Annotated in this window: 22 protein-coding genes, 1 pseudogene and 1 other annotated feature; of the genes and pseudogenes, 10 read left to right on the top strand and 13 right to left on the bottom strand. The window is 54.5% G+C overall.

The genetic code is table 11. From position 1 onward, the window contains the following. Positions 1–460 precede the first annotated feature (460 nt). The 3 genes from clpB to rluD form a co-directional block, all read right to left on the bottom strand. The gene (gene clpB, locus K5I40_RS20645) at positions 461–3,034 is read right to left on the bottom strand and encodes an ATP-dependent chaperone ClpB (RefSeq protein WP_223074831.1); all 2,574 of its coding nucleotides are present in this window, start codon (positions 3,032–3,034) and stop codon (positions 461–463) included. A gap of 129 nt (positions 3,035–3,163) precedes the next feature. Further along, a complete protein-coding gene (yfiH, locus tag K5I40_RS20640; RefSeq protein ID WP_223074830.1) occupies positions 3,164–3,895 on the bottom strand; it encodes a purine nucleoside phosphorylase YfiH in 732 nt (243 codons plus the stop codon). Beyond that, positions 3,892–4,872: a 23S rRNA pseudouridine(1911/1915/1917) synthase RluD gene (gene rluD, locus K5I40_RS20635; protein ID WP_039030105.1), complete on the bottom strand. Its 981-nt coding sequence runs from the start codon at positions 4,870–4,872 to the stop codon at positions 3,892–3,894. The genes yfiH and rluD overlap by 4 nt, the downstream gene beginning before the upstream one ends. 130 nt (positions 4,873–5,002) lie before the next feature. Here rluD and bamD point away from each other — a divergent pair, with 130 nt between their 5' ends. From bamD to pheA, 4 genes are all read left to right on the top strand, one after another. Further along, entirely contained in the window at positions 5,003–5,740 is a 738-nt protein-coding gene (gene bamD, locus K5I40_RS20630; protein WP_039030104.1) for an outer membrane protein assembly factor BamD, read from the top strand. Between the two features lie 271 nt (positions 5,741–6,011). Beyond that, positions 6,012–6,353 (top strand): ribosome-associated translation inhibitor RaiA, encoded by a 342-nt coding sequence (raiA, locus tag K5I40_RS20625; protein WP_032613238.1) that lies wholly within the window; start codon positions 6,012–6,014, stop codon positions 6,351–6,353. A 103-nt stretch (positions 6,354–6,456) separates the two neighbouring features. After that, positions 6,457–6,582 (top strand) — a sequence feature (Phe leader region). After that, positions 6,458–6,505, top strand: coding sequence for a hypothetical protein (locus tag K5I40_RS20620; protein WP_193767862.1), 48 nt, complete (start codon positions 6,458–6,460; stop codon positions 6,503–6,505). It overlaps the preceding feature by 48 nt. A 29-nt stretch (positions 6,583–6,611) precedes the next feature. Further along, complete coding sequence (gene pheA, locus K5I40_RS20615) at positions 6,612–7,772, top strand: bifunctional chorismate mutase/prephenate dehydratase (RefSeq protein WP_223074829.1); 1,161 nt, start codon at positions 6,612–6,614, stop codon at positions 7,770–7,772. On the opposite strand, the gene K5I40_RS20610 is transcribed toward pheA, so the two are convergent. The 3 genes from K5I40_RS20610 to aroF are packed head-to-tail and all read right to left on the bottom strand — an operon-like array spanning position 7,769 to position 10,904. Next, complete coding sequence (locus K5I40_RS20610; RefSeq protein ID WP_039030102.1) at positions 7,769–8,641, bottom strand: SMP-30/gluconolactonase/LRE family protein; 873 nt, start codon at positions 8,639–8,641, stop codon at positions 7,769–7,771. The genes pheA and K5I40_RS20610 overlap by 4 nt on opposite strands. 60 nt (positions 8,642–8,701) lie before the next feature. Continuing rightward, on the bottom strand, positions 8,702–9,823 hold the full coding sequence (tyrA, locus tag K5I40_RS20605; RefSeq protein ID WP_223074828.1) for a bifunctional chorismate mutase/prephenate dehydrogenase: 1,122 nt from the start codon (positions 9,821–9,823) through the stop codon (positions 8,702–8,704). Positions 9,824–9,833: 10 nt separating this feature from the next. Then, positions 9,834–10,904 carry a 3-deoxy-7-phosphoheptulonate synthase AroF gene (gene aroF, locus K5I40_RS20600; protein ID WP_039030100.1) on the bottom strand — a complete coding sequence of 357 codons (1,071 nt, stop codon included), beginning with the start codon at positions 10,902–10,904 and terminating at the stop codon, positions 9,834–9,836. Positions 10,905–11,118: 214 nt separating this feature from the next. On the opposite strand from aroF, the gene K5I40_RS20595 reads away from it, so the two are divergent. From K5I40_RS20595 to K5I40_RS20580, 4 genes are all read left to right on the top strand, one after another. After that, entirely contained in the window at positions 11,119–11,493 is a 375-nt protein-coding gene (locus K5I40_RS20595) for a DUF2799 domain-containing protein (protein ID WP_039030099.1), read from the top strand. A gap of 197 nt (positions 11,494–11,690) precedes the next feature. Further along, a complete protein-coding gene (locus K5I40_RS20590; RefSeq protein ID WP_231568133.1) occupies positions 11,691–12,176 on the top strand; it encodes a YfiR family protein in 486 nt (161 codons plus the stop codon). After that, a complete protein-coding gene (gene dgcN, locus K5I40_RS20585) occupies positions 12,169–13,389 on the top strand; it encodes a diguanylate cyclase DgcN (RefSeq protein ID WP_138370990.1) in 1,221 nt (406 codons plus the stop codon). The genes K5I40_RS20590 and dgcN overlap by 8 nt, the downstream gene beginning before the upstream one ends. 13 nt (positions 13,390–13,402) lie before the next feature. Beyond that, positions 13,403–13,885 (top strand): OmpA family protein, encoded by a 483-nt coding sequence (locus K5I40_RS20580; RefSeq protein ID WP_039030097.1) that lies wholly within the window; start codon positions 13,403–13,405, stop codon positions 13,883–13,885. 4 nt (positions 13,886–13,889) lie between these two features. Here the strand turns inward: K5I40_RS20580 and K5I40_RS20575 are convergent, their stop codons facing one another. The 7 genes and pseudogenes from K5I40_RS20575 to ffh all read right to left on the bottom strand — a co-directional run bounded on the left by K5I40_RS20575 (position 13,890) and on the right by ffh (position 19,445). Then, complete coding sequence (locus tag K5I40_RS20575) at positions 13,890–15,257, bottom strand: PepSY domain-containing protein (protein WP_039030096.1); 1,368 nt, start codon at positions 15,255–15,257, stop codon at positions 13,890–13,892. Positions 15,258–15,309: 52 nt separating this feature from the next. Next, entirely contained in the window at positions 15,310–15,705 is a 396-nt protein-coding gene (locus K5I40_RS20570; protein WP_309241912.1) for a DUF2946 domain-containing protein, read from the bottom strand. Positions 15,706–15,835: 130 nt separating this feature from the next. Beyond that, positions 15,836–16,182, bottom strand: a pseudogene (gene rplS / locus K5I40_RS20565) (50S ribosomal protein L19). A gap of 41 nt (positions 16,183–16,223) precedes the next feature. Then, positions 16,224–16,991: a tRNA (guanosine(37)-N1)-methyltransferase TrmD gene (gene trmD, locus K5I40_RS20560; RefSeq protein ID WP_039030094.1), complete on the bottom strand. Its 768-nt coding sequence runs from the start codon at positions 16,989–16,991 to the stop codon at positions 16,224–16,226. A gap of 44 nt (positions 16,992–17,035) precedes the next feature. Then, positions 17,036–17,572, bottom strand: a complete 537-nt coding sequence (gene rimM, locus K5I40_RS20555; protein ID WP_375540641.1) for a ribosome maturation factor RimM — start codon at positions 17,570–17,572, stop codon at positions 17,036–17,038. 15 nt (positions 17,573–17,587) lie between these two features. Beyond that, entirely contained in the window at positions 17,588–17,836 is a 249-nt protein-coding gene (gene rpsP, locus K5I40_RS20550) for a 30S ribosomal protein S16 (protein ID WP_003863133.1), read from the bottom strand. Positions 17,837–18,083: 247 nt separating this feature from the next. Then, complete coding sequence (gene ffh / locus K5I40_RS20545) at positions 18,084–19,445, bottom strand: signal recognition particle protein (RefSeq protein ID WP_039030093.1); 1,362 nt, start codon at positions 19,443–19,445, stop codon at positions 18,084–18,086. 166 nt (positions 19,446–19,611) lie between these two features. Between ffh and K5I40_RS20540 the strand changes: the two genes are divergently transcribed. After that, on the top strand, positions 19,612–20,403 hold the full coding sequence (locus tag K5I40_RS20540) for an inner membrane protein YpjD (RefSeq protein ID WP_039030092.1): 792 nt from the start codon (positions 19,612–19,614) through the stop codon (positions 20,401–20,403). Positions 20,404–20,421: 18 nt separating this feature from the next. Next, positions 20,422–21,708 carry an HlyC/CorC family transporter gene (locus K5I40_RS20535; protein WP_223074835.1) on the top strand — a complete coding sequence of 429 codons (1,287 nt, stop codon included), beginning with the start codon at positions 20,422–20,424 and terminating at the stop codon, positions 21,706–21,708. Position 21,709 lies beyond the last annotated feature (1 nt).

Below are 21,709 nucleotides of genomic sequence, written 5' to 3'. Positions count from 1 at the left end.
ATCTGAGCCATGATCAAACTCTTCAATTTAAGTTTGATGCTCGTGAATTAAACTTCGTAATGAATTACGTATGTTCACTCAGAGACTTGGTATTCATTTATTGTCTTTCGACATTAAGAATCCATGTCACTTTGAGTGCCCACACAGATTGTCTGATAAATTGTTAAAGAGCAGTGCCGCTTCGCTTTTTCGCTGCGGCGCGGGGTGTGCATATTACGCTTTCCCGCTTCAGAGTCAAGCGTTTGTTTCACGCTTTTCTCTGCTGACCCGGCGGCTTGTTTGCCGTTGTTCCGTGTCAGTGGAGGCGCATTATAGGCAGTTATTCCTGGCTGGCAAGTGTAAAGTGAAAATTATTTTCTAACCGCTCACTTTCCAGGCAAATCCGTTTCCGGATTGCTATTCTTGCCTGGTTTTTAAACAAAAACGAGCCCTGCGGGGCTCGTTTTTGTCGTTTTGTGACTTACTGCACTGCCACAATCTGGTCGTCTTTCTTCACCAGTTGAATGGTTTTGCCCGGAAGCAGCTTCCCTGAAAGAATTTGCTGCGCCAGCGGGTTTTCTATCTGCTGCTGGATGGCGCGTTTTAAAGGACGAGCCCCGTAAACAGGATCGTACCCATTCGCACTCAGCAGTTGCAGCGCATCATCCGCAATCTGCATTTCATATCCACGCTCTTCCAGACGTTTATACAAACGCTGCAGCTGAATACGAGCAATAGAAGCAATGTGTTTTTCACCCAGCGGATGGAAGACCACGACTTCATCGATACGGTTGATGAACTCAGGACGGAAGCTGTGGCTTACCACACCCAGCACCAGATCCTTCATATGACCGTAATCCAGTTCACCGAAGCGTTCCTGAATCAGATCGGAACCCAGGTTCGAGGTCATAATAACCACTGTGTTACGGAAATCGACCGTTCTGCCCTGCCCGTCCGTCAGGCGACCATCATCCAGCACCTGCAGCAGAATGTTGAAAACATCCGGATGGGCCTTTTCAACTTCGTCCAGCAGGATGACGGAGTACGGGCGACGGCGAACCGCTTCTGTCAGATACCCACCTTCTTCATAACCGACATATCCTGGAGGTGCCCCCACGAGACGCGACACGGAGTGTTTCTCCATAAACTCAGACATGTCGATACGCACCATCGCATCATCACTGTCGAACATAAAGTTCGCCAGCGCCTTACAGAGTTCTGTTTTACCCACACCGGTCGGCCCCAGGAACAGGAAGGAACCAATCGGACGGTTAGGATCCGACAACCCCGCACGGCTACGGCGAATAGCGTTCGATACCGCTTCAACCGCTTCATCCTGACCAATCACGCGATGATGAAGGTCTTCTTCCATGCGCAGTAATTTGTCGCGCTCGCTCTCCATCATTCTGGCTACCGGGATCCCTGTCCAGCGCGCCAGTACTTCAGCGATTTCAGCATCCGTCACTTTATTACGTAACAGACGCATGGTTTTACCTTCAGCCTGAGTTGCTGCTGCCAGCTGTTTTTCCAGTTCCGGAATTTTGCCGTACTGCAACTCGGACATTTGCGCCAGGTCGCCCACACGACGTGCCTGCTCGATGGCGATCTTTGCCTGCTCCAGCTCGGCTTTAATGGTCTGGGTACCGGAGAGGGAGGCTTTTTCGGCTTTCCACTCTTCTTCTAACACTGAATACTGGCGCTCTTTATCGTCCAGCTCTTCATTAAGCATATCCAGGCGCTTTTTACTCGCTTCATCAGACTCTTTCTTCAGCGCCTGTTGTTCAAGCTTCAGCTGGATGATACGGCGATCGAGTCGGTCCAGCTCTTCCGGCTTGGAGTCAATCTGCATACGAATACTGGAAGCTGCTTCATCGATCAGGTCGATCGCTTTGTCAGGCAGCTGTCGATCGGCAATATAACGATGCGACAAAGTTGCAGCCGCCACGATGGCCGGGTCGGTGATCTGCACATGGTGGTGCAGCTCATAGCGCTCTTTCAGACCACGCAGAATGGCGATGGTATCTTCCACTGAAGGCTCAGCCACAAACACTTTCTGGAAGCGACGTTCAAGAGCGGCATCCTTTTCGATGTACTGACGATATTCATCAAGCGTGGTGGCCCCGACGCAGTGCAGTTCACCACGTGCGAGCGCCGGCTTCAGCATGTTCCCGGCATCCATAGCGCCGTCGGCTTTACCTGCCCCAACCATCGTGTGCAGTTCATCGATGAACAGGATGACGTTGCCTTCCTGTTTCGCCAGATCGTTGAGGACGCCTTTCAAGCGTTCTTCAAACTCACCCCGATATTTAGCACCTGCCACCAGCGCGCCCATATCCAGCGCGAGTACACGGCGGCCTTTCAAACCTTCGGGGACTTCACCGTTGACGATACGCTGGGCCAGCCCTTCGACAATGGCGGTTTTACCGACGCCCGGTTCACCAATAAGCACCGGGTTATTTTTGGTACGGCGCTGCAGGACCTGAATCGTACGGCGGATCTCTTCATCACGCCCGATGACCGGGTCAAGCTTGCCCTGTTCGGCACGCTCAGTCAGGTCGACGGTATATTTCTTCAATGCCTGACGCTGGTCTTCGGCACCCTGATCGTTCACGCTCTCACCTCCGCGCATCTGTGCAATCGCCTGGGTCACGTTGGCGGTGGTTGCACCCGCCGTTTTCAGCAGGTCGGTCAAGGTGCCACGTGATTCAAGCGCCGCCAGAACAAAGAGTTCTGATGAAATAAAGTTGTCGCCGCGTTTTTGCGCCAGTTTGTCGCAAAGATTCAGTACGCGAACCAGATCCTGAGACGGTTGTACATCTCCGCCAGTGCCCTCTACCTGCGGTAAACGGCTCAGAGCCTGATCGATGGCTGTGCGTAACTGCCCCGCATTAACACCGGCAGATGTCAGTAAAGGACGTACCGATCCCCCTTCCTGATTAAGCAAGGCGCTCATTAAATGAAGTGGTTCGATAAACTGATTGTCGTGCCCCAGTGCGAGAGACTGGGCATCGGCGAGAGCAAGCTGGAATTTATTAGTAAGACGATCCAGACGCATAACTCCTCCCATAACAGGTCAAAATTGCTACTGGAGATTAAATGAGGTCATCCCTCAATTATTCAAGGTGAATGACCTGAATTATGCGAAAAGAAAACGGCGCGTGCCGGATCGTCTTGATTCTATAGGTTATATCAGCCAAATGAAACTTGCCATACGCCCGGTCGTCTTGTCGCGACGATAGGAAAAGAAATCATCCTTTTCGGTGAAAGTGCAGCGATCGCCGCCATAGATCTGGCTGATACCAAGGTTCGTCAGGCGCTGGCGGGCAAGCTGATAAATATCCGCCATGTATTTATCTCCCGCCGCGCAAAAAGCATTTTCCGCCTGCGGGTCGTGCGCCATAAAGGCCTCGCGCACTTCCGGGCCCACCTCAAAGGCTTGTGGCCCAATGGCCGGGCCAAGCCAGGCGATGATGTTATCCGCACTGTCAGCGAAGCAGGCGACAGTCTCTTCCAGTACGCCAGCGCACAATCCGCGCCAGCCAGCATGGGCTGCGGCAACTTCGGTGCCCGCACGGTTGCAGAAGAGCACCGGCAGGCAGTCGGCGGTCATGACGGCACAAACTGTGCCCGGAGTATTGCTGTACGAGGCATCAGCACGTTTCGAAGCGTAGGGTTCTCCGCTGAGCCGGAGCACAGCGGTACCATGCACCTGTTCAAGCCAGACCGGTTTCGACGGCAACTGGCCCGCAGCAAACATGCGTTTGCGATTCTCTTCAACATGCTCAAGATTATCGCCACAGTGAGCGCCCAGGTTTAATGATCCCCAGGCTCCCTCACTCACGCCCCCGATGCGGGTTGAACTACAGGCTGCCACGCCCTCTGGCGCGGGCCACTCCGGGACAATCAATTTGGTCATAACCAGTCCACGTCATCCTTATGTTCTTCAAAATCGGCACGCATAGCGTCGATAAGTTCCACCATATCCTGTGGGATCGGCGCGTGCCACTCCATCTCGATACCGGTGATCGGATGATAGAGACGCAGCATGGTGGCATGCAGAGCCTGACGGTCGAATTTACGCAGCATGGCGATGAACTCTTCGGATGCGCCTTTCGGCGGACGCGGACGGCCACCATAAAGCTGATCGCCCACCAGCGGATGGGTGATATGCGACATATGAACACGGATCTGGTGAGTACGTCCCGTTTCCAGGCGCAGACGCAGGCGCGTATGAATGCGGAAATGCTCCATGATGCGGTAGTGCGTCACTGCCGGTTTACCCATTGGGTGGACAGACATATGGGTACGCTTGGTCGGATGGCGGCTGATAGGCTGCTCAACCGTCCCGCCCGAGGTCATATGACCAATGGCCACCGCTTCGTACTCACGGGTGATTTCACGCAGCTGCAGGGACTCCACCAGACGCGTTTGCGCCGGAATGGTCTTCGCCACGACCATCAGGCCGGTGGTGTCTTTATCCAGACGGTGAACGATCCCCGCACGCGGTACATCGGCGATCGGCGGATAGTAGTGCAGCAGCGCATTCAGCACCGTGCCATCAGGATTACCTGCGCCAGGGTGTACAACAAAATCGCGCGGCTTATTGATGACAAGGATGTCGTCGTCTTCGTAGACGATATTCAGCGGGATATCCTGCGGCTCAAAACGGACTTCTTCTTCGATATCAGCATTGATGGCGACCACTTCCCCACCCAACACTTTCTCTTTTGGCTTGTCCCAGATCTTGCCATTTACCATCACGCGCTGGTCAAGGATCCATTCTTTTATGCGTGAACGCGAATAATCAGGGAACATTTCGGCCAAAGCCTGATCTAAGCGTTGTCCGAGCTGTTTTTCGGAGACTGTTGCGGTGAGTTCTACTCGTTGTGCCATAGACTGCTTCTTCGTTTAACGTTGGGTTTTACGGCTTTGCCGTTTAATATAGTGTGCTATTGTAGCTGGTCTTAATCGGGAGCAGGAAAGAGATTCTCCCGGACAAACATTTGAGGAAAGTCAAAACGTCATGACGCGCATGAAATATCTGGTGGCAGCGGCCACGTTGAGCCTGGCTTTGGTAGGCTGCTCCGGTTCGAATGAACAGGTCCCTGACAATCCGCCGAATGAAATCTATGCGACTGCTCAGCAAAAGCTGCAGGACGGTAACTGGAAACAGGCGATAACGCAACTGGAAGCGCTGGATAATCGCTATCCATTTGGCCCGTATTCCCAGCAGGTACAGTTGGATCTGATCTACGCCTACTATAAAAATGCCGATCTGCCACTGGCCCAGGCGACGATTGATCGCTTCATGCGTCTGAATCCGACCCATCCGAATATCGACTACGTGATGTACATGCGCGGGCTGACCAATATGGCGCTGGACGACAGTGCGCTACAGGGCTTCTTCGGCGTCGATCGTTCCGACCGTGACCCTCAGCATGCGCGCGATGCGTTCAATGACTTCTCCAAGCTGGTTCGCGGCTATCCGAACAGTCAGTACGTAACGGATGCCAGCAAGCGTCTGGTGTTCCTGAAAGACCGTCTGGCGAAATACGAATATTCTGTGGCGGAATACTATACCCGTCGTGGCGCATACGTTGCCGTCGTGAACCGTGTTGAAGGCATGCTGCGTGATTATCCGGATACTCAGGCAACACGTGATGGCCTGAAGCTGATGGAAAACGCCTATCGCGAGCTGCAGATGACATCTCAGGCTGAAAAAGTGGCGAAGATTATTGCCGCTAACAGCAGCAGCTCTTGATCATTCAGTAAGATGCAAAACGGCAGCCCAGTGGCTGCCGTTTTTTTATCCGTTTTCGCACTAAGCTGAAGCGGTTTAGCCCGCACCAATCCTATCAACTATGGCCGCAATTTCTTCCTTCGACAAGGTAAATCTTACTTCTTACTGTCCTGCCTCACAAAAAGAATCCGTTGACAAAAAGTGACATTAAAATGTGATTTACATCACACATTTTGACATTAGGAACGGTATGCTGGAATCACCAAGACGGGAAAGACAAGAGGTAAAATTTATGACAATGAACATTACCAGTAAACAAATGGAAATTACTCCGGCAATCCGCCAGCACGTCGCAGACCGTCTCGCCAAACTGGATAAATGGCAAACACACCTGATTAACCCGCATATCATTCTCTCTAAGGAGCCACAGGGTTTCATCGCTGACGCAACTATCAATACTCCAAACGGCCATCTGGTCGCCAGCGCGAAACATGAGGATATGTACACCGCCATCAACGATTTGATCAACAAGCTGGAACGGCAGCTCAATAAAGTGCAACACAAAGGTGAAGCCCGTCGCGCCACAACATCGGTGAAAGACGCCAGCTTCGCAGAAGAAGTTGAAGATGAGTAATCCCTTACATTGAGTCTATCGCCAACGCGCCTTCGGGCGCGTTTTTTATTGACAGGGTGAAAACAGTGCAGGTACTTTAAGTCTGTCTTCTGAAGGAATCATCCATGACCGTTAAGCCGTTCTTCTTCGCATTCTTTTTTACCTTCCCCTGATTGGGAGGCGTTTCGTCGTGTGATAAAGAATGCGAAGACGAACAATAAGGCCTCCCACACCGGGGGGCCTTTTTTATTGATAACGATAAATGACAAAGGCAACGCTATGACATCGGAAAACCCGTTACTGGATCTGCGAGATAAGATCAGCTCACTGGATGAAAAACTGCTTTCGCTGTTGGCTGAACGCCGTGCGCTTGCCGTCGAGGTAGGTAAAGCAAAGCTGGCATCACATCGCCCGGTACGTGATATCGACCGTGAGCGCGACCTGCTGGAACGCCTGATTAACCTTGGCAAGACGCACCATCTGGATGCCCACTACATCACCCGCCTGTTCCAGCTGATTATCGAAGATTCCGTCCTGACCCAGCAGGCGCTGTTGCAGCAGCATCTGAACAAAACCAATCCGCACTCGGCGCGTATTGCCTTCCTGGGGCCCAAAGGCTCCTATTCCCACCTTGCGGCACGTCAGTATGCTGCCCGCCATTTCGAAGAATTTATTGAGAGTGGCTGCGCGAAGTTCGCTGATATTTTTAATCAGGTGGAAACCGGCCAGGCGGACTACGCTGTCGTACCGATTGAAAACACCAGTTCCGGGGCGATCAACGACGTTTACGATTTGCTTCAGCACACCACCCTGTCGCTGGTTGGCGAGCTGACAATCCCTATCGACCACTGCGTGCTGGTCTCCGGGACGACCGACCTCGACAAAATCAAGACGGTCTACAGCCATCCGCAGCCCTTCCAGCAGTGTAGCCAGTTCCTGAATCGCTATCCGGGCTGGAAAATTGAATATACTGAGAGCACGTCGGCAGCCATGGAAAAGGTCGCTCAGGCTAATTCCCCTGCTGTGGCCGCACTGGGTAGCGAAGCGGGCGGGGCGCTGTATGGATTACAGGTGCTGGAACGTAACCTGGCCAATCAGACGCAGAACATCACCCGCTTCATCGTCCTGGCGCGTAAGGCGATCAACGTTTCCGATCAGGTGCCGGCGAAAACCACCCTCTTGATGGCAACGGGCCAGCAGGCCGGTGCGCTGGTTGAGGCCCTGCTGGTGCTGCGTAATCACAATCTGATTATGACCAAGCTGGAATCGCGCCCTATCTATGGCAACCCGTGGGAAGAGATGTTCTATCTCGATATTCAGGCCAACCTGGAATCTGCATCCCTGCAGAAAGCCCTGCGCGAACTGGGTGACATTACCCGTTCAATGAAGGTGCTTGGCTGCTATCCGAGCGAAAACGTCGTACCGGTCGATCCGGCTTAACGCGTAATAAACGGCCCCTTTTTCACCCCTGCCACGCTGACGGGAAGGGTGAAAATGGCACCGGAAAGAGGATATTCCGCCACTTCCTGCGGATCCATATTCTCACGGGTGGTGGTGATAAACAGCGTTTGCATATCTTCACCACCGAAACAGACCATCGTCGGGTAGCGCACCGGCAAACGATACTCTTCCAGCTGCTCGCCCTGCGGTGAAAAACGTGCGATGCGCCAGCCGTCAAACAGCGCACTCCAGTAACACCCCTCCACATCCACCGCTGCTCCGTCGGGTATCCCCTCTCCCGGCTGGAATCGGCGAAAGACTTCCCGTTTACCCGGTTCGCCCTGCTCATCCAGCGGCGTACGGTAGATAACCGCGTTGGGCGTGTCTGAGGTGTACATCCAGCGCCGGTCATCGCTGAATGCCAGGCCGTTATGACCGTGAATATCACACTGGATAACCTCAGGCGTGAGGTCATTGTCGATGCGCATCAGCAAGGCGCCGTTGTAATCCCCCGGCGCCCAGAACGTGCCCGCGTAGAAGCGGCCAAAGTGATCGGTTCCCCCGTCATTAAAGCGCGCCAGCTGCGGGTTCGATGGGTTATCACACACTTTTCGCTGCAGCAGCCCGTGCTTGTCCGCCAGCCAGATGGCGTTGCGCATGGCGACAATAAAGCCCCCTCCTTCGCGCAGGGCAAAACAGCCCACCTCTTCGTGAAAGGATAGAACGCTGTGTTCACCTGTCGACAAATGGTAGCGGTGGATCTCGCCTTCAAGAATATCCGCCCAGTAGAGCGCGTTTTCTGCATCGCTCCAGGTCGGGCATTCCGGTAGATGCCCCGTGTAATCAAACAGTATCTGTGGTTCAGCCATGACAAATCCCCAAAATGAAAAAAGCCAGCAGTGCTGGCTTTCAGTATATACATCATCGGATTACTGGCGACTGTCATTCGCCTGTCGCAGCAGGATGCGGCTTTCGCTCTGGAAGCGTTGGGCGTAATCGCCAAACCAGTGCTCGACCTTACGGAAACTGTCGATAAAGGCCTGCTTATCGCCCTGCTCGAGCAGAGTGATCGCCTCGCCAAAACGCTGGTAGTAGCGTTTAATCAGCGCCAGGTTGTTGCCCGAGGACATAATAATATCCGCGTACAGCTGTGGATCCTGGGCAAACAGCCGCCCGACCATCGCCAGTTCAAGGCGATAAATAGGGGACGACAGCGAGAGCAGTTGCTCAAGCTGCACGTTCTCTTCCGACAGATGCAGGCCATACGCGAAGGTCGCGAAGTGACGCAGCGCCTGGATGAAGGCCATGTTCTGATCGTGCTCGACGGCGCTGATACGGTGCAGTCGCGCGCCCCATACCTGAATCTGCTCCAGGAACCACTGGTAGGCTTCTGGCTGACGACCATCGCAGTAGACCACAACCTGCTTCGCCAGGCTGCCGCTGTCCGGGCCGAACATCGGGTGCAGGCCCAGCACCGGGCCATTATGCGCGGCCAGCATCGCCTGCAGCGGACCATTTTTTACCGAGGCCAGGTCGACCAGAATACAGTCTTCCGGCAGCGGTGGCAGTCTGGCAATAATCTCTTCAGTAACGTGAATCGGTACGCTGACAATAACCATACCGGCATCGGCAACCATCGCTTCCGCCTGAGCCCAGTCCTCTTTTTCAAGGATGCGCACCTGATAGCCGGAAAGCGTCAGCATCTTCTCGAACAGACGCCCCATCTGCCCGCCGCCACCGACAATGACCACCGGGCGCAGCGTTGGACAGAGGGTTTTAAATCCCTTGTCGTTTTCGCTGGAGTACGACTCACGCATCACGCGACGCAGCACATCTTCAATCAGATCCGGCGAGACGCCCAGCGCCTGGGCTTCTTTACGGCGTGAAGCCAGCATGGAGGCTTCACGCTCCGGCACGTAAATCGGCAAGCCGTATTTACTTTTGACTTCACCCACCTCGGCGACCAGCGCCATGCGGCGTGCCAGCAAATCCAGCAGCGCCTTGTCTACCTCGTCAATTTGATCGCGCAGGGCGGTCAATTCAGCAACCATAACTAACCTCTTAAGCCAGACGCGTCGCCAGCTGGCCGTTCAAATCTTTGTGGATCTCACGCAACAGCGCATCGGTGGTTTCCCAGCTGATGCAGGCATCCGTCACGGATACCCCGTGCTGCATGGCGCTGCGTGGTTGCTCAGATGACTGATTGCCTTCATGGATGTTGCTTTCAATCATCAGGCCAATAATCGAACGGTTGCCATCTTTAATCTGCGCGACGACGGATTCCGCCACCGCAGGCTGACGACGGTAATCTTTATTGGAATTACCATGACTGCAATCTACCATCAGCGCCGGGCGCAGTCCTGCCTGTTCCATCTCTTTTTCACACTGAGCAACATCTGCCGGGCTGTAGTTTGGTGCCTTACCGCCGCGCAGGATAACGTGCCCATCCGGGTTGCCCTGGGTCTGCAGCAGGCAAACCTGGCCTGCCTGGTTGATGCCGACAAAACGGTGCGGCATGGCAGCGGCGCGCATGGCATTAATGGCTGTCGCCAGGCTGCCGTCGGTACCGTTTTTGAAACCGACCGGCATAGAGAGGCCCGAGGCCATTTCACGGTGCGTCTGCGATTCAGTGGTACGCGCACCGATTGCTGACCAGCTGAACAGGTCGCCCAGGTACTGCGGGCTGTTTGGATCCAGCGCTTCTGTTGCCAGCGGCAGTCCCATGTTAACCAGCTCCACCAGAAGATTACGCGCAATCTTCAGACCGGCTTCCACATCAAACGAGCCATCCATGTGCGGATCGTTAATCAACCCTTTCCAGCCGACGGTGGTACGAGGTTTTTCAAAATAGACGCGCATGACCAGGTAGAGGCTATCGCTGACCTCCTCGGCCAGGGCTTTAAAACGATGCGCATATTCGATGGCGGCTTCTGGATCATGAATAGAGCACGGACCACATACCACCAGCAGACGCGGATCGCGCCCGGCAATAATGTCGGAAATGGTCTGGCGGGAGTGCGCGATTTGCGCCTCTTGCTCAACGCTCAGCGGGAATTCCGCCTTCAGTTGATCCGGAGTGATCAAAACATGTTCATCGGTAATGTGTACGTTATTCAGCGCGTCTTTTTGCATGATTGCGATCCTGGAAGCTCGTTTGCGATAGTTGTTTCCTCACTGAGGAAGCCCAACGATACCATAACAAGTAAAGATTTCAATCCAAAATCCGTAAATAATACTTTACAAAATACAGTTTTAAGCAAAAAACATCCGATTAAACTGTAACGTAAAAATTACAGCCCGCATTTTTAACGCCAGGCTATGCTCAATGGAAAAAGGAGAATGTCTTATGCGCCTGATTGTTATCCCGCTTCTGGGTCTGCTGCTAACCGCCTGTCAAATCGATCCTTACACTCATCAGCCGACATGGACGGGTACCGACTGGTATGATGCCGGTAAAGAAGATGCCATGAATGGCGTGGCCGCTAAATCCAGTGAGTCGCTTGCCGCGAATTTTAATGATCCTAAGGTGGATCGCTCTGCCTATCTCAGCGGTTATAAAGAGGGGCGCGAGAAAATATGTCAGGAAAATTTCGTTTACGCCTGGGGATTAGCAGGGAAAATATTTCCTGCCAGCTGTGATACTGCGGATAACGCCACTCAACTTCGAACCGCCTGGCAGCAGGGAATGGATGAAGGAACAAAAGCCAGTCGCTTAAATTAATACCGCCCACACGCACTCTGCAAATAAAAACGTCAGATTTTACTTAAGTCTCTGAACAGAATTTCGGCGTAATGACTGCCCACGTAAAAATGGTATTCTTGCGCCGAAACTCAAGGGCAAATATTTCCAGAGTGGTATGGCGGATTCTGGTGGGTAACTTTCTTCTCATTTCCTGGTGCCGGGTAGCCCTGGTGCTGATGCTGTTATTATCCTGCGAACAGGCTATTGGCGGAACATTATCCAGAACGGATAAATCGGTACGCTCAATTGTCTCCGGGATCGTCAGTTATACCCGTTGGCCTGCCCTCTCTGGTCAGCCAACCCTGTGCATTTTTGCCTCTTCCAGTCACGTTGAGGCGCTCAGTGCTCAGGGCCCGGATGCACTGCCCTACATTCCCGTGATTATCCATAGCGATCAGGAAGCACTGGGAGCAGGTTGCAACGCGCTCTATTTTGGCAGCGAGTCTCCGACCGCCCAACTTGAATTAAGCACCGCCTTCAATTCCAGGCCGTTGCTGTTAATTGCCGAGCAAAATTCGCAATGCGTTATTGGCAGTGCTTTTTGCCTGATATTTGATAATACACAAGTCAGATTTTCCGTAAATCTGGATGTGCTGTCGCGCAGCGGAGTCAGAGTCAATCCTGATGTGTTAATGCTTGCACGGAATACGAAGGATGAATAAGGAATTTACATCAGCGCCTCGTCTGACGTTCAAAAGGACTCTGAGGCGCATCAGTATAATTAGCGTCCTCATTACGATGACGCTGGTCTGGTTATTATTGTGCATCGCTTCGGTGGTATCACTGAAACAGTACGCACAACGAAACCTTGAATTAACCAGCGCCACAGTGAGTCGCAGCCTGGAGGCGACGCTGGTGTTTAATGATACGACCGCCGCCAACGAAGCGCTGGCCACACTCGGCAAACAGGGGCAGTTTTCTTCTGCGGTACTGCTGGACCGCTACGATCATCCTTTTGCTACATGGACGATGGGGCCGAACGATCGGGCCGATCCCCTCAGTAAACTGGTCAGCCAGTGGTTATTCCCTCAGCCCATCCGCCAGCGCGTCTGGCACAATAACCTGCCGATTGGTGAGTTACACCTTACCGCGCGTGACAGCCTGATCAGCCACTTCCTCTGGACTTCCCTGGCGGTGTTAACCGGCTGCATCCTGTTTGCGGCCATGGTGGCGTTAATCATCACCCGCACCCTGCATAACGGCGTTGTCACCGCCCTGCAAAACATAACCGAGGTGGTGCACGACGTCCGGTCAAACCGTAACTTCTCCCGCCGGGTATCCGAGGAGCGCATCGATGAATTTCATCGCTTCGGTCAGGACTTCAACAGTCTGCTGGATGAAATGGAGGAGTGGCAGTTAAAGCTGCAGGCCAAAAATGCCCAACTGCTGCGCACCGCCATGCACGATCCGCTCACCGGTCTGGCGAATCGGGCGGCTTTCCGTACCAGCATCACGGCGCTGATGAATGACTCCTTAGCGCGGACCAATTCCGCCCTGCTCTTCCTGGATGGTGATGACTTTAAGCTGATTAACGATACCTGGGGGCACGCCGCCGGGGACTGTGTACTGATTGAAGTGGCCCGCCGCATGGTCGAGTTTAGCGGCGAGCGTCATCAGCCCTATCGTCTGGGCGGGGATGAATTCGCCATTATTCTGTATGGCATCCATTCGGAACACGAGGTCCTGCGCCTCTGCGCCGCGCTGACGCAACAGTTCAGCCCGTCTTATGACCTGCAAAACGGCCTCAGCACCAGAATGTCGCTCAGCATTGGCTTCGCGCTGAGCTGGGAGCATCACTCCGTTGAAACCTTACTGGATCAAGCTGACCGAAATATGTATCTGGTGAAGCATCAGCGTTCTAAAAACACTGCATAGAAGGGAACACATTATGTTAAGGCGATACGCCGCACCGCTGTTGATGGCATCAATGCTGCTGGCGGGATGCCAGGCGCCGCAGGGCAAATTTACCGCTGAACAGATTGCCGCCATGAAATCATACGGCTTTAACGAGACTAACGGCGACTGGTCGCTTGGCCTCTCTGCGAAGATCCTGTTTGGTAAAAACGAGTACCAGCTGCGCCCGGAAAGCGAACAGCAGATTAAAAGCATGGCATCGCGTCTTGCGGCCACGGGCCTGAAGCACGCCCGGATGGACGGACATACGGACAACTACGGCGAAGAGAGCTACAACAAAGACCTCTCCCTGAAGCGGGCTAACGTGGTTGCCGATGCCTGGGCTCAGGGTGCAGGTATTCCCCGCAGCAATCTGACGACCCAGGGCTTAGGTAAACAGTACCCCGTTGCGGACAACAAAACTGCCCAGGGACGTGCTGAAAACCGTCGCGTTGCGGTGGTGATCGGCACGCCCTGAGTCATTACTCTGGCGTTCCGGCCAGGGCTAATCCTGATGCCGCCCGCCAGCGCAGCCAGTCAATAACGATAAACAGCGCCAGGCTGCATCCCATGACTGGCATCGCCAGCCCCAGTAATACGGCGATACCGACAGAGACGCACCGCCCCCACAGCGGCAACGCCAGCCAGCTCTGACACAGAGTCTGCGCGGGATCGGTTGCCGTCTGACGGGGCCTGCGCATCCACCACATCCGGTATCCCCACACAATCATCACGCACAGCGCGACGCCAAAGGCGATCAACACCAGCTGGTTAGGCAGACCAAACAGCACGCCCATATGGAAATCCACCCCCCAGCGGGTCAGTTTGGCCATCAGCGGGTAATCCGCAAAACGGGTATGATCGATGACCGCCAGGGTCGCGGGGTCAACGGCCACCGCATCCACCTGCGTCGGCCAGCGACGATCGATCTCCGTCACCGTCCACGCCGTCGCATCACTCTTCGCCGGGCGGATCTCCAGCTTCGTGGCCTTGATACCCGCCGCATTCGCCGCCTGTAGCACGCCGTCGTAGAGCGCCGGATCGGGCTTCATTTCCGGCATGGGCATCGACATGTGATGACCGTGATGATCGGCATGCGGATCGGCGATTTCCGCCGGGCCGTGCAGCTGCGTTTTCACCTGCGGTGTGAGCCAGTTCATCTCTGCCCGCAGCTTATCCACGTTACCGCCCGCCCACTGGGACCAGGTCAGGCCGGTCGCCGAGAACAGCAGCATGCCCAGCAGCAGACACCAGCCGAGGGTGACGTGCAGACGACGGCGGTTCTGGAAGCGGTTATTGATACGCCGTTTTGGCCGGGTATAAAACCACAGCGCAATGCCCCCCAGCGCGGCAATCCACATCCACGACGCGGCCAGCTCGCTGTAGAGACGCCCCACGTCACCCAGCATCAACGACTGATGCAGATAATCGATTGTCTGGCGGAACGGCAAAATACCGCTGGTGCCGTAGACGGTCATATCTCCCCGAACCTCAAGACTGACCGGATCGATAAAGATGGCCCGGTTCTCTGAGGCCTTCAGCGCCGGGTCGGCATACATTACCCGGGTAGTGTCGCCATCGGCCAGACCCGGGCGAACCGCATGCAGGCGCAGCTCTCCGCCAGTCACTTTTTCCGCGACAGCGATCTGCTCCGCAAGAGGGCGCGCTGTCCCCCGGGCCTCGCTGAACAGGGCATGATGATAAAGCGCATTTTCCAGCTGCGGTGTGGCGACATACAGCGTACCGGAGAGCGCGGCGATAAAGATAAATGGCCCGACAAACAGACCAATATAGAAGTGAAGACGACGCAGCAGGTTGCCCCATGCAGCGCGCGAAGTGCAGGTAGTCATGCTTTCCCTTTTTTAGGCAAAAAGTTATCGGTACACCGGGGTGCACATTTTTTTAAATGGAATAAGCAGACAGGCGCGGCGGGGCACGCGTATCGGGGCAGAGCCAGGGGAAGTAACGCCAGTGGCGGACGGCAGGACGCGGTGGCGTCAGCCGCTGTCTGAGTAATACCGCGCACAGCAGCATCACCAGCGCCAGCATCACCCCCGGAACATGGGCCAACAGCACGCAGTAACCACAGGCTTCGGCGTGGTCGACCGGCATGGTTTCGGAGGGGGCATGGTGCTCAGTCATCATAGTCATCTCATGATGCATGCCGGGCATGGCGCTCATGGGATCTTTTTGCAACGAGACAGAGACAAGCGGCGCAAAGACGATCATCAGGATCGCAAATAACGCGAGACCTGCCGCGATACGTTGCCATGTTGCCTGATGCTGTTTAGTCGTCACTTACCCTCCGTTGAAGCAAGGGCATTGTAAACGATTTATGACGAAGACGTTAACGTGCAGGACTCACGGAGATAAAAAAAGGGCCGGCCTTTCGGCCAGCCCTTTTTACAGGATGTCGCACAAGCGAATCTTAGTTCAGACGCTCTTTGATACGAGCAGACTTACCAGTACGCTCACGCAGGTAGTACAGTTTAGCTTTACGTACAGCACCACGACGTTTAACAGCAATGCTGTCAACTACCGGTGAGTGAGTCTGGAAGACACGCTCAACGCCTTCGCCGTTGGAAATTTTACGAACAGTGAATGCAGAGTGCAGACCGCGGTTACGGATAGCGATAACCACGCCCTCAAATGCCTGCAGACGTTTTTGGAACCTTCAACAACCCATACTTTCACTTCCACGGTATCACCCGGACGGAAGGAAGGTACGTCCTGCTTCATCTGCTCTTGTTCAAGTTGCTTAATAATGTTGCTCATAATTTAATCTCTTATCCTGGGTAAACTGATATTCGGGGGCCTCAGGCCATCCCATCATGTTTCTGCTGCTGGTGCGCGTGTTCAGTTTTGAACTCGGCCAGCAACTTTGCTTGCTCTTCAGTCAGAGCCAGGTTTTCCAGAAGTTCAGGTCTTCTAAGCCAGGTACGGCCCAGCGACTGCTTCAGACGCCAGCGACGAATCTCAGCATGGTTTCCCGACAGCAATACCGGCGGTACTTCCATCCCTTCTAACACTTCAGGACGGGTATAGTGTGGACAGTCCAGCAATCCATCAGCAAAAGAGTCTTCTGTTGCTGAAGCTTCATGGCCCAGAACGCCCGGAATGAACCGGGAAACCGAGTCAATCAGCGTCATTGCCGGTAACTCACCACCGCTGAGAACGTAATCGCCGATAGACCATTCTTCGTCAATCTCGGTTTGAATTACGCGCTCATCTATCCCTTCGTAGCGACCACACACCAGAATCAGTTTCTGATTCGTTGCCAGTTCGCTGACGCCCGCTTGATCAAGCTTGCGTCCCTGAGGTGACAGATAAATCACCTTTGCGCCTTCACCTGCCGCGGCTTTTGCTGCTGCGATGGCATCCCGCAAGGGTTGAACCATCATGAGCATCCCCGGTCCGCCGCCGTAAGGACGTTCGTCCACGGTACGGTGCCGGTCATGAGTGAAGTCACGTGGACTCCAGCTCTCGATGCTCAGCAGGCCATTTTTTACTGCCCGGCCAGTTACCCCGTAATCAGTAATCGCGCGGAACATTTCAGGAAACAGGCTAACGATACCTATAAACACAAGCCAATCCCCATAGCGCCGTCTTTTACCGTTTTCAGGAGAATTTAAAAACCAGGATCCCAATCTACTTCGATAGTACGAGTAGCGAGATCGACTTTCTTGATAACCTGCCCATCGAGGAACGGAACCAGCCGCTCCTTGATGCCAAACGCATCTTTCAGGTTTGCCTTAATGACGAGAACGTCATTCGATCCGGTTTCCATCATATCGATGACTTTTCCCAGACCGTAACCTTCAGTGGTGACCACCTGGCAACCGATAAGGTCTTTCCAGTAGTAACCATCATCCAGCTCAGGCAGCTGCGACGAATCCACGACAATTTCACAATTAGTCAGCGCATTCGCGGCATCGCGATCGTCAACGCCTTTCAGCTTGATAACGATGTCCTGATTGTGGTGACGCCAGCTTTCCAGCTCGACTTCCTGCCACTGACCCGCCTTCTGGATAAACCAGGGCTGATAGTCAAAAATGCTTTCGGCGTCTTCGGTGGAGGAAAACACTCTGAGCCAACCACGGATACCGTAGCAAGAACCCATTTTGCCCAATACAATCGGTTCAACAGGTGCTTTTTTGCTCATCATGACCACCGTGACAGATTAAGCTGCTTTGTTTGCTGCTTTGATCAGCGTAGCAACGCGATCGGAAACGGTAGCGCCCTGGCCAACCCAGTGAGCGATACGATCCAGATCCAGACGGGTTTCTTCTTCTGCGCCAGCGGCCAGTGGGTTGAAGAAACCAACGCGCTCGATGAAGCGACCGTTGCGTGCATTACGGCTGTCAGTAACAACAACCTGGTAGAACGGACGCTTTTTCGCGCCGTGACGTGCTAAACGAATAGTTACCATAACATCCTCTTGTGTGAATAAAACACCGGGCCCCATCGAGGGAAGGAGCCCGGTGTCATATTAAAAGCCCGAAAATTTTACTGATTTTTGGGGAAAATGCAATCAGCAGTTGCTAATCCACCGTAATAAGGCTGTCGGCGGTGCAGCCAGTTTGGTGCCAGCGTGCGCGCAGCCACCGGAGCGTACACGCTGTACGTGAGGATGGCGAGCACACCCCGGTGCCAAAATGGCAAACAAGCCAGGCCAATTAGCGACCAGGGAAGCCTGGTGGCATCATGCCCTTCATGCCGCGCATCATTTTGGCCATCCCGCCCTTCTTCATTTTCTTCATCATGCGCTGCATGTCGTCGAACTGTTTCAGAAGGCGGTTAACGTCCTGAACCTGCATCCCACAACCCGCCGCGATACGGCGTTTACGGGAGCCTTTAATGATTTCCGGCTTGGCACGCTCTTTCAGCGTCATGGAGTTGATAATCGCCTCCATCCGCACCAGAACCTTGTCGTCCATCTGCGCTTTCACGTTATCCGGAATTTGCCCCATGCCCGGCAGCTTGCCCATCAGGCTCGCCATACCGCCCATGTTTTTCATCTGGCGCAGCTGCTCCAGGAAGTCGGTCAGATCGAAGCCGTCGCCTTTTTTCAGCTTGGAGGCCAGCTTCTCGGCCTGCGCACGGTCGACTTTGCTCTCGATATCTTCGATCAGCGACAGCACGTCGCCCATGCCGAGGATACGGGAGGCAATACGATCCGGGTGGAACGGCTCCAGCGCTTCGGTCTTCTCACCGACGCCGAGGAACTTAATTGGCTTGCCGGTGATATGACGAATAGAGAGCGCCGCACCGCCGCGGGCGTCGCCGTCCACTTTGGTCAGCACCACGCCGGTTAACGGCAGCGCTTCATTGAACGCTTTTGCGGTGTTTGCCGCATCCTGACCAGTCATGGCGTCGACAACAAACAGGGTTTCTACCGGATTGATCGCGGCATGCACCTGTTTGATTTCGTCCATCATCGCTTCGTCAACGTGCAGACGACCGGCGGTATCCACCAGCAGCACGTCGAAGAACTTCAGCTTCGCCTCTTTCAGCGCTGCATTAACGATGTCGATCGGTTTCTGTCCGACGTCGGACGGGAAGAACTCCACGCCAACCTGTTCGGCCAGGGTTTCCAGCTGTTTGATCGCCGCCGGGCGATAAACGTCGGCAGAGACGACCAGCACTTTCTTCTTGTGCTTTTCGCGCAGGAATTTACCCAGCTTACCGACGCTGGTGGTTTTACCCGCACCCTGCAGACCGGCCATCAGCACCACCGCTGGCGGTTGCGCCGCAAGGTTCAGGCTCTGGTTCTCTTCGCCCATCGCCGAAACCAGTTCGTTACGGACGATTTTGACGAACTCCTGACCCGGGGTCAGGCTCTTGTTAACTTCATGACCAACCGCTTTCTCTTTTACGCGGTTGATGAAATCACGGACGACCGGCAGCGCGACGTCTGCTTCAAGCAGCGCCATGCGCACTTCGCGCAGCGTCTCTTTGATGTTGTCTTCGGTAAGGCGTCCACGGCCGCTGATGTTGCGCAGCGTGCGCGACAAACGATCGGTTAAATTATCAAACATTGTCTCTCGCCTGGGGTAGAAACGTTAGGTCGCTGGCGCGACACGTACACAGAATTTTGCCGGAGTATAACATGAAGGCGCCTTTGTTGTTATGCAACGGTTGGAGCACGCCTCACGTAACGTTATACTGCATCTCTTTCTTATCAGGACAACTGTCGACACCTATATGCCTGTTTTCGCTCTGATCGCCCTCGTCGCATACTCTGTCAGCCTTGCGCTGATCATTCCTGGCCTGCTGCAAAAAAACAGCGGCTGGCGGCGAATGGCTATTTTGTCGGCGGTCATCGCGTTGATAAGCCACGCTTTTGCCCTCGAAGCGCGCATTCTGCCAGGCGACGGCAGCGGGCAGAATCTGAGCCTGCTGAACGTCGGCTCGCTGGTCAGCCTGATGATCTGTACGGTGATGACCATCGTGGCCTCGAAAAACCGCGGCTGGCTGCTGCTGCCGATTGTCTACGCCTTTGCGCTGATCAATCTGGCCTTTGCCACCTTCGTGCCGAACGAGTTCATCACCCATCTTGAAACAACGCCGGGCATGATGGTGCATATTGGCCTGTCGCTGTTCTCCTATGCCACGCTGATCATTGCCGCGCTGTATGCCCTCCAGTTGGCCTGGATTGACTACCAGCTGAAGAACAAAAGACTGGCCTTCAGTAACGAAATGCCGCCGCTGATGACCATCGAACGCAAGATGTTTCACATCACTCAGGTCGGGGTGGTCCTGCTGACGCTGACCCTGAGTACCGGCCTGTTTTATATGCACAATCTCTTCAGCATGGAGAATATCGACAAGGCCGTGCTCTCCATCATCGCGTGGTTTGTCTATATTGTCCTGTTATGGGGCCATTATCATGAAGGCTGGCGCGGTCGCCGCGTGGTCTGGTTCAACGTGGCGGGAGCAGGCATCCTGACCCTGGCCTATTTTGGTAGCCGCGTCATCCAGCAACTCGCCGGCTAAGCAACAAAGGAGTTCCCCCTGGAACACATCTCCACTACCACGCTGATCGTTACCCTGATCGTGATGGTAGTTATCTCCGCCTATTTCTCCGGCTCGGAGACCGGCATGATGACGCTCAACCGTTACCGGTTACGTCATCGCGCCAAACAGGGTAACCGCGCTGCGCGTCGTGTAGAAAAACTGCTGCGTAAACCGGACCGCCTGATAAGCCTGGTGCTCATCGGCAACAACCTGGTTAACATCCTCGCCTCCGCGCTGGGCACCATTGTCGGCATGCGCCTGTACGGTAACGCCGGGGTCGCTATCGCCACCGGGGTGCTGACGTTCGTGGTGCTGGTCTTTGCCGAAGTGTTACCGAAGACCATCGCTGCCCTCTATCCTGAGAAGGTCGCCTATCCCAGCAGCTTCCTGCTGGCGCCGTTACTGATCCTGATGATGCCGCTGGTGTGGCTGTTAAACGGCGTGACGCGCGTGCTGATGCGCATGGTGGGTATCAAAGCGGATGTGGTGGTCAGCAGCGCGCTGAGCAAAGATGAGCTGCGCACCATCGTGCACGAGTCGCGCTCGCAAATCTCCCGCCGCAATCAGGATATGCTGCTGTCGGTGCTGGACCTGGAGAAGGTCAGCGTGGATGACATTATGGTGCCGCGCAATGAGATCGTCGGTATCGACATCAACGATGACTGGAAAGCCATTGTCCGCCAGCTGACCCACTCCCCGCACGGTCGCATCGTGCTGTACCGGGATTCACTGGACGACACCATCAGCATGCTGCGCGTGCGTGAAGCTTATCGTCTGATGACCGAGAAAAAAGAGTTCACCAAAGAGGTGATGCTGCGCGCGGCGGATGAGATCTACTACATCCCGGAAGGCACTCCGCTCAGCACCCAGTTGATCAAATTCCAGCGTAATAAAAAGAAAGTGGGCCTGGTGGTGGATGAGTATGGCGATATCCAGGGCCTGGTGACGGTAGAGGATATTCTGGAGGAGATTGTCGGCGACTTTACCACCTCCATGTCCCCTACCCTTGCCGAAGAAGTCACGCCGCAAAACGACGGCTCGGTGCTGATTGACGGCAGCGCGAACGTTCGTGAACTCAATAAAGCCTTTAACTGGCAGATGCCGGAAGAGGAAGCCCGGACCATTAACGGCATGATTCTGGAAGCGCTGGAGGAGATCCCGGCGGCAGGCACGCGGGTGCGGATTGGTCAGTATGATATTGATATCCTGGACGTGCAGGACAATATGATTAAGCAGGTGAAGGTCGTGCCGGTCAAACCGCTCAGGGAGAGCATCACGGAGTAAA

Source organism: Leclercia sp. LTM14 (assembly GCF_023736175.1).
Classification (GTDB): Bacteria; Pseudomonadota; Gammaproteobacteria; order Enterobacterales; family Enterobacteriaceae; genus Enterobacter; species Enterobacter barmai.
The sequence above is the reverse complement of the archived record's forward strand: the minus strand, read 5'-3'. Positions and strand labels throughout refer to the sequence as shown.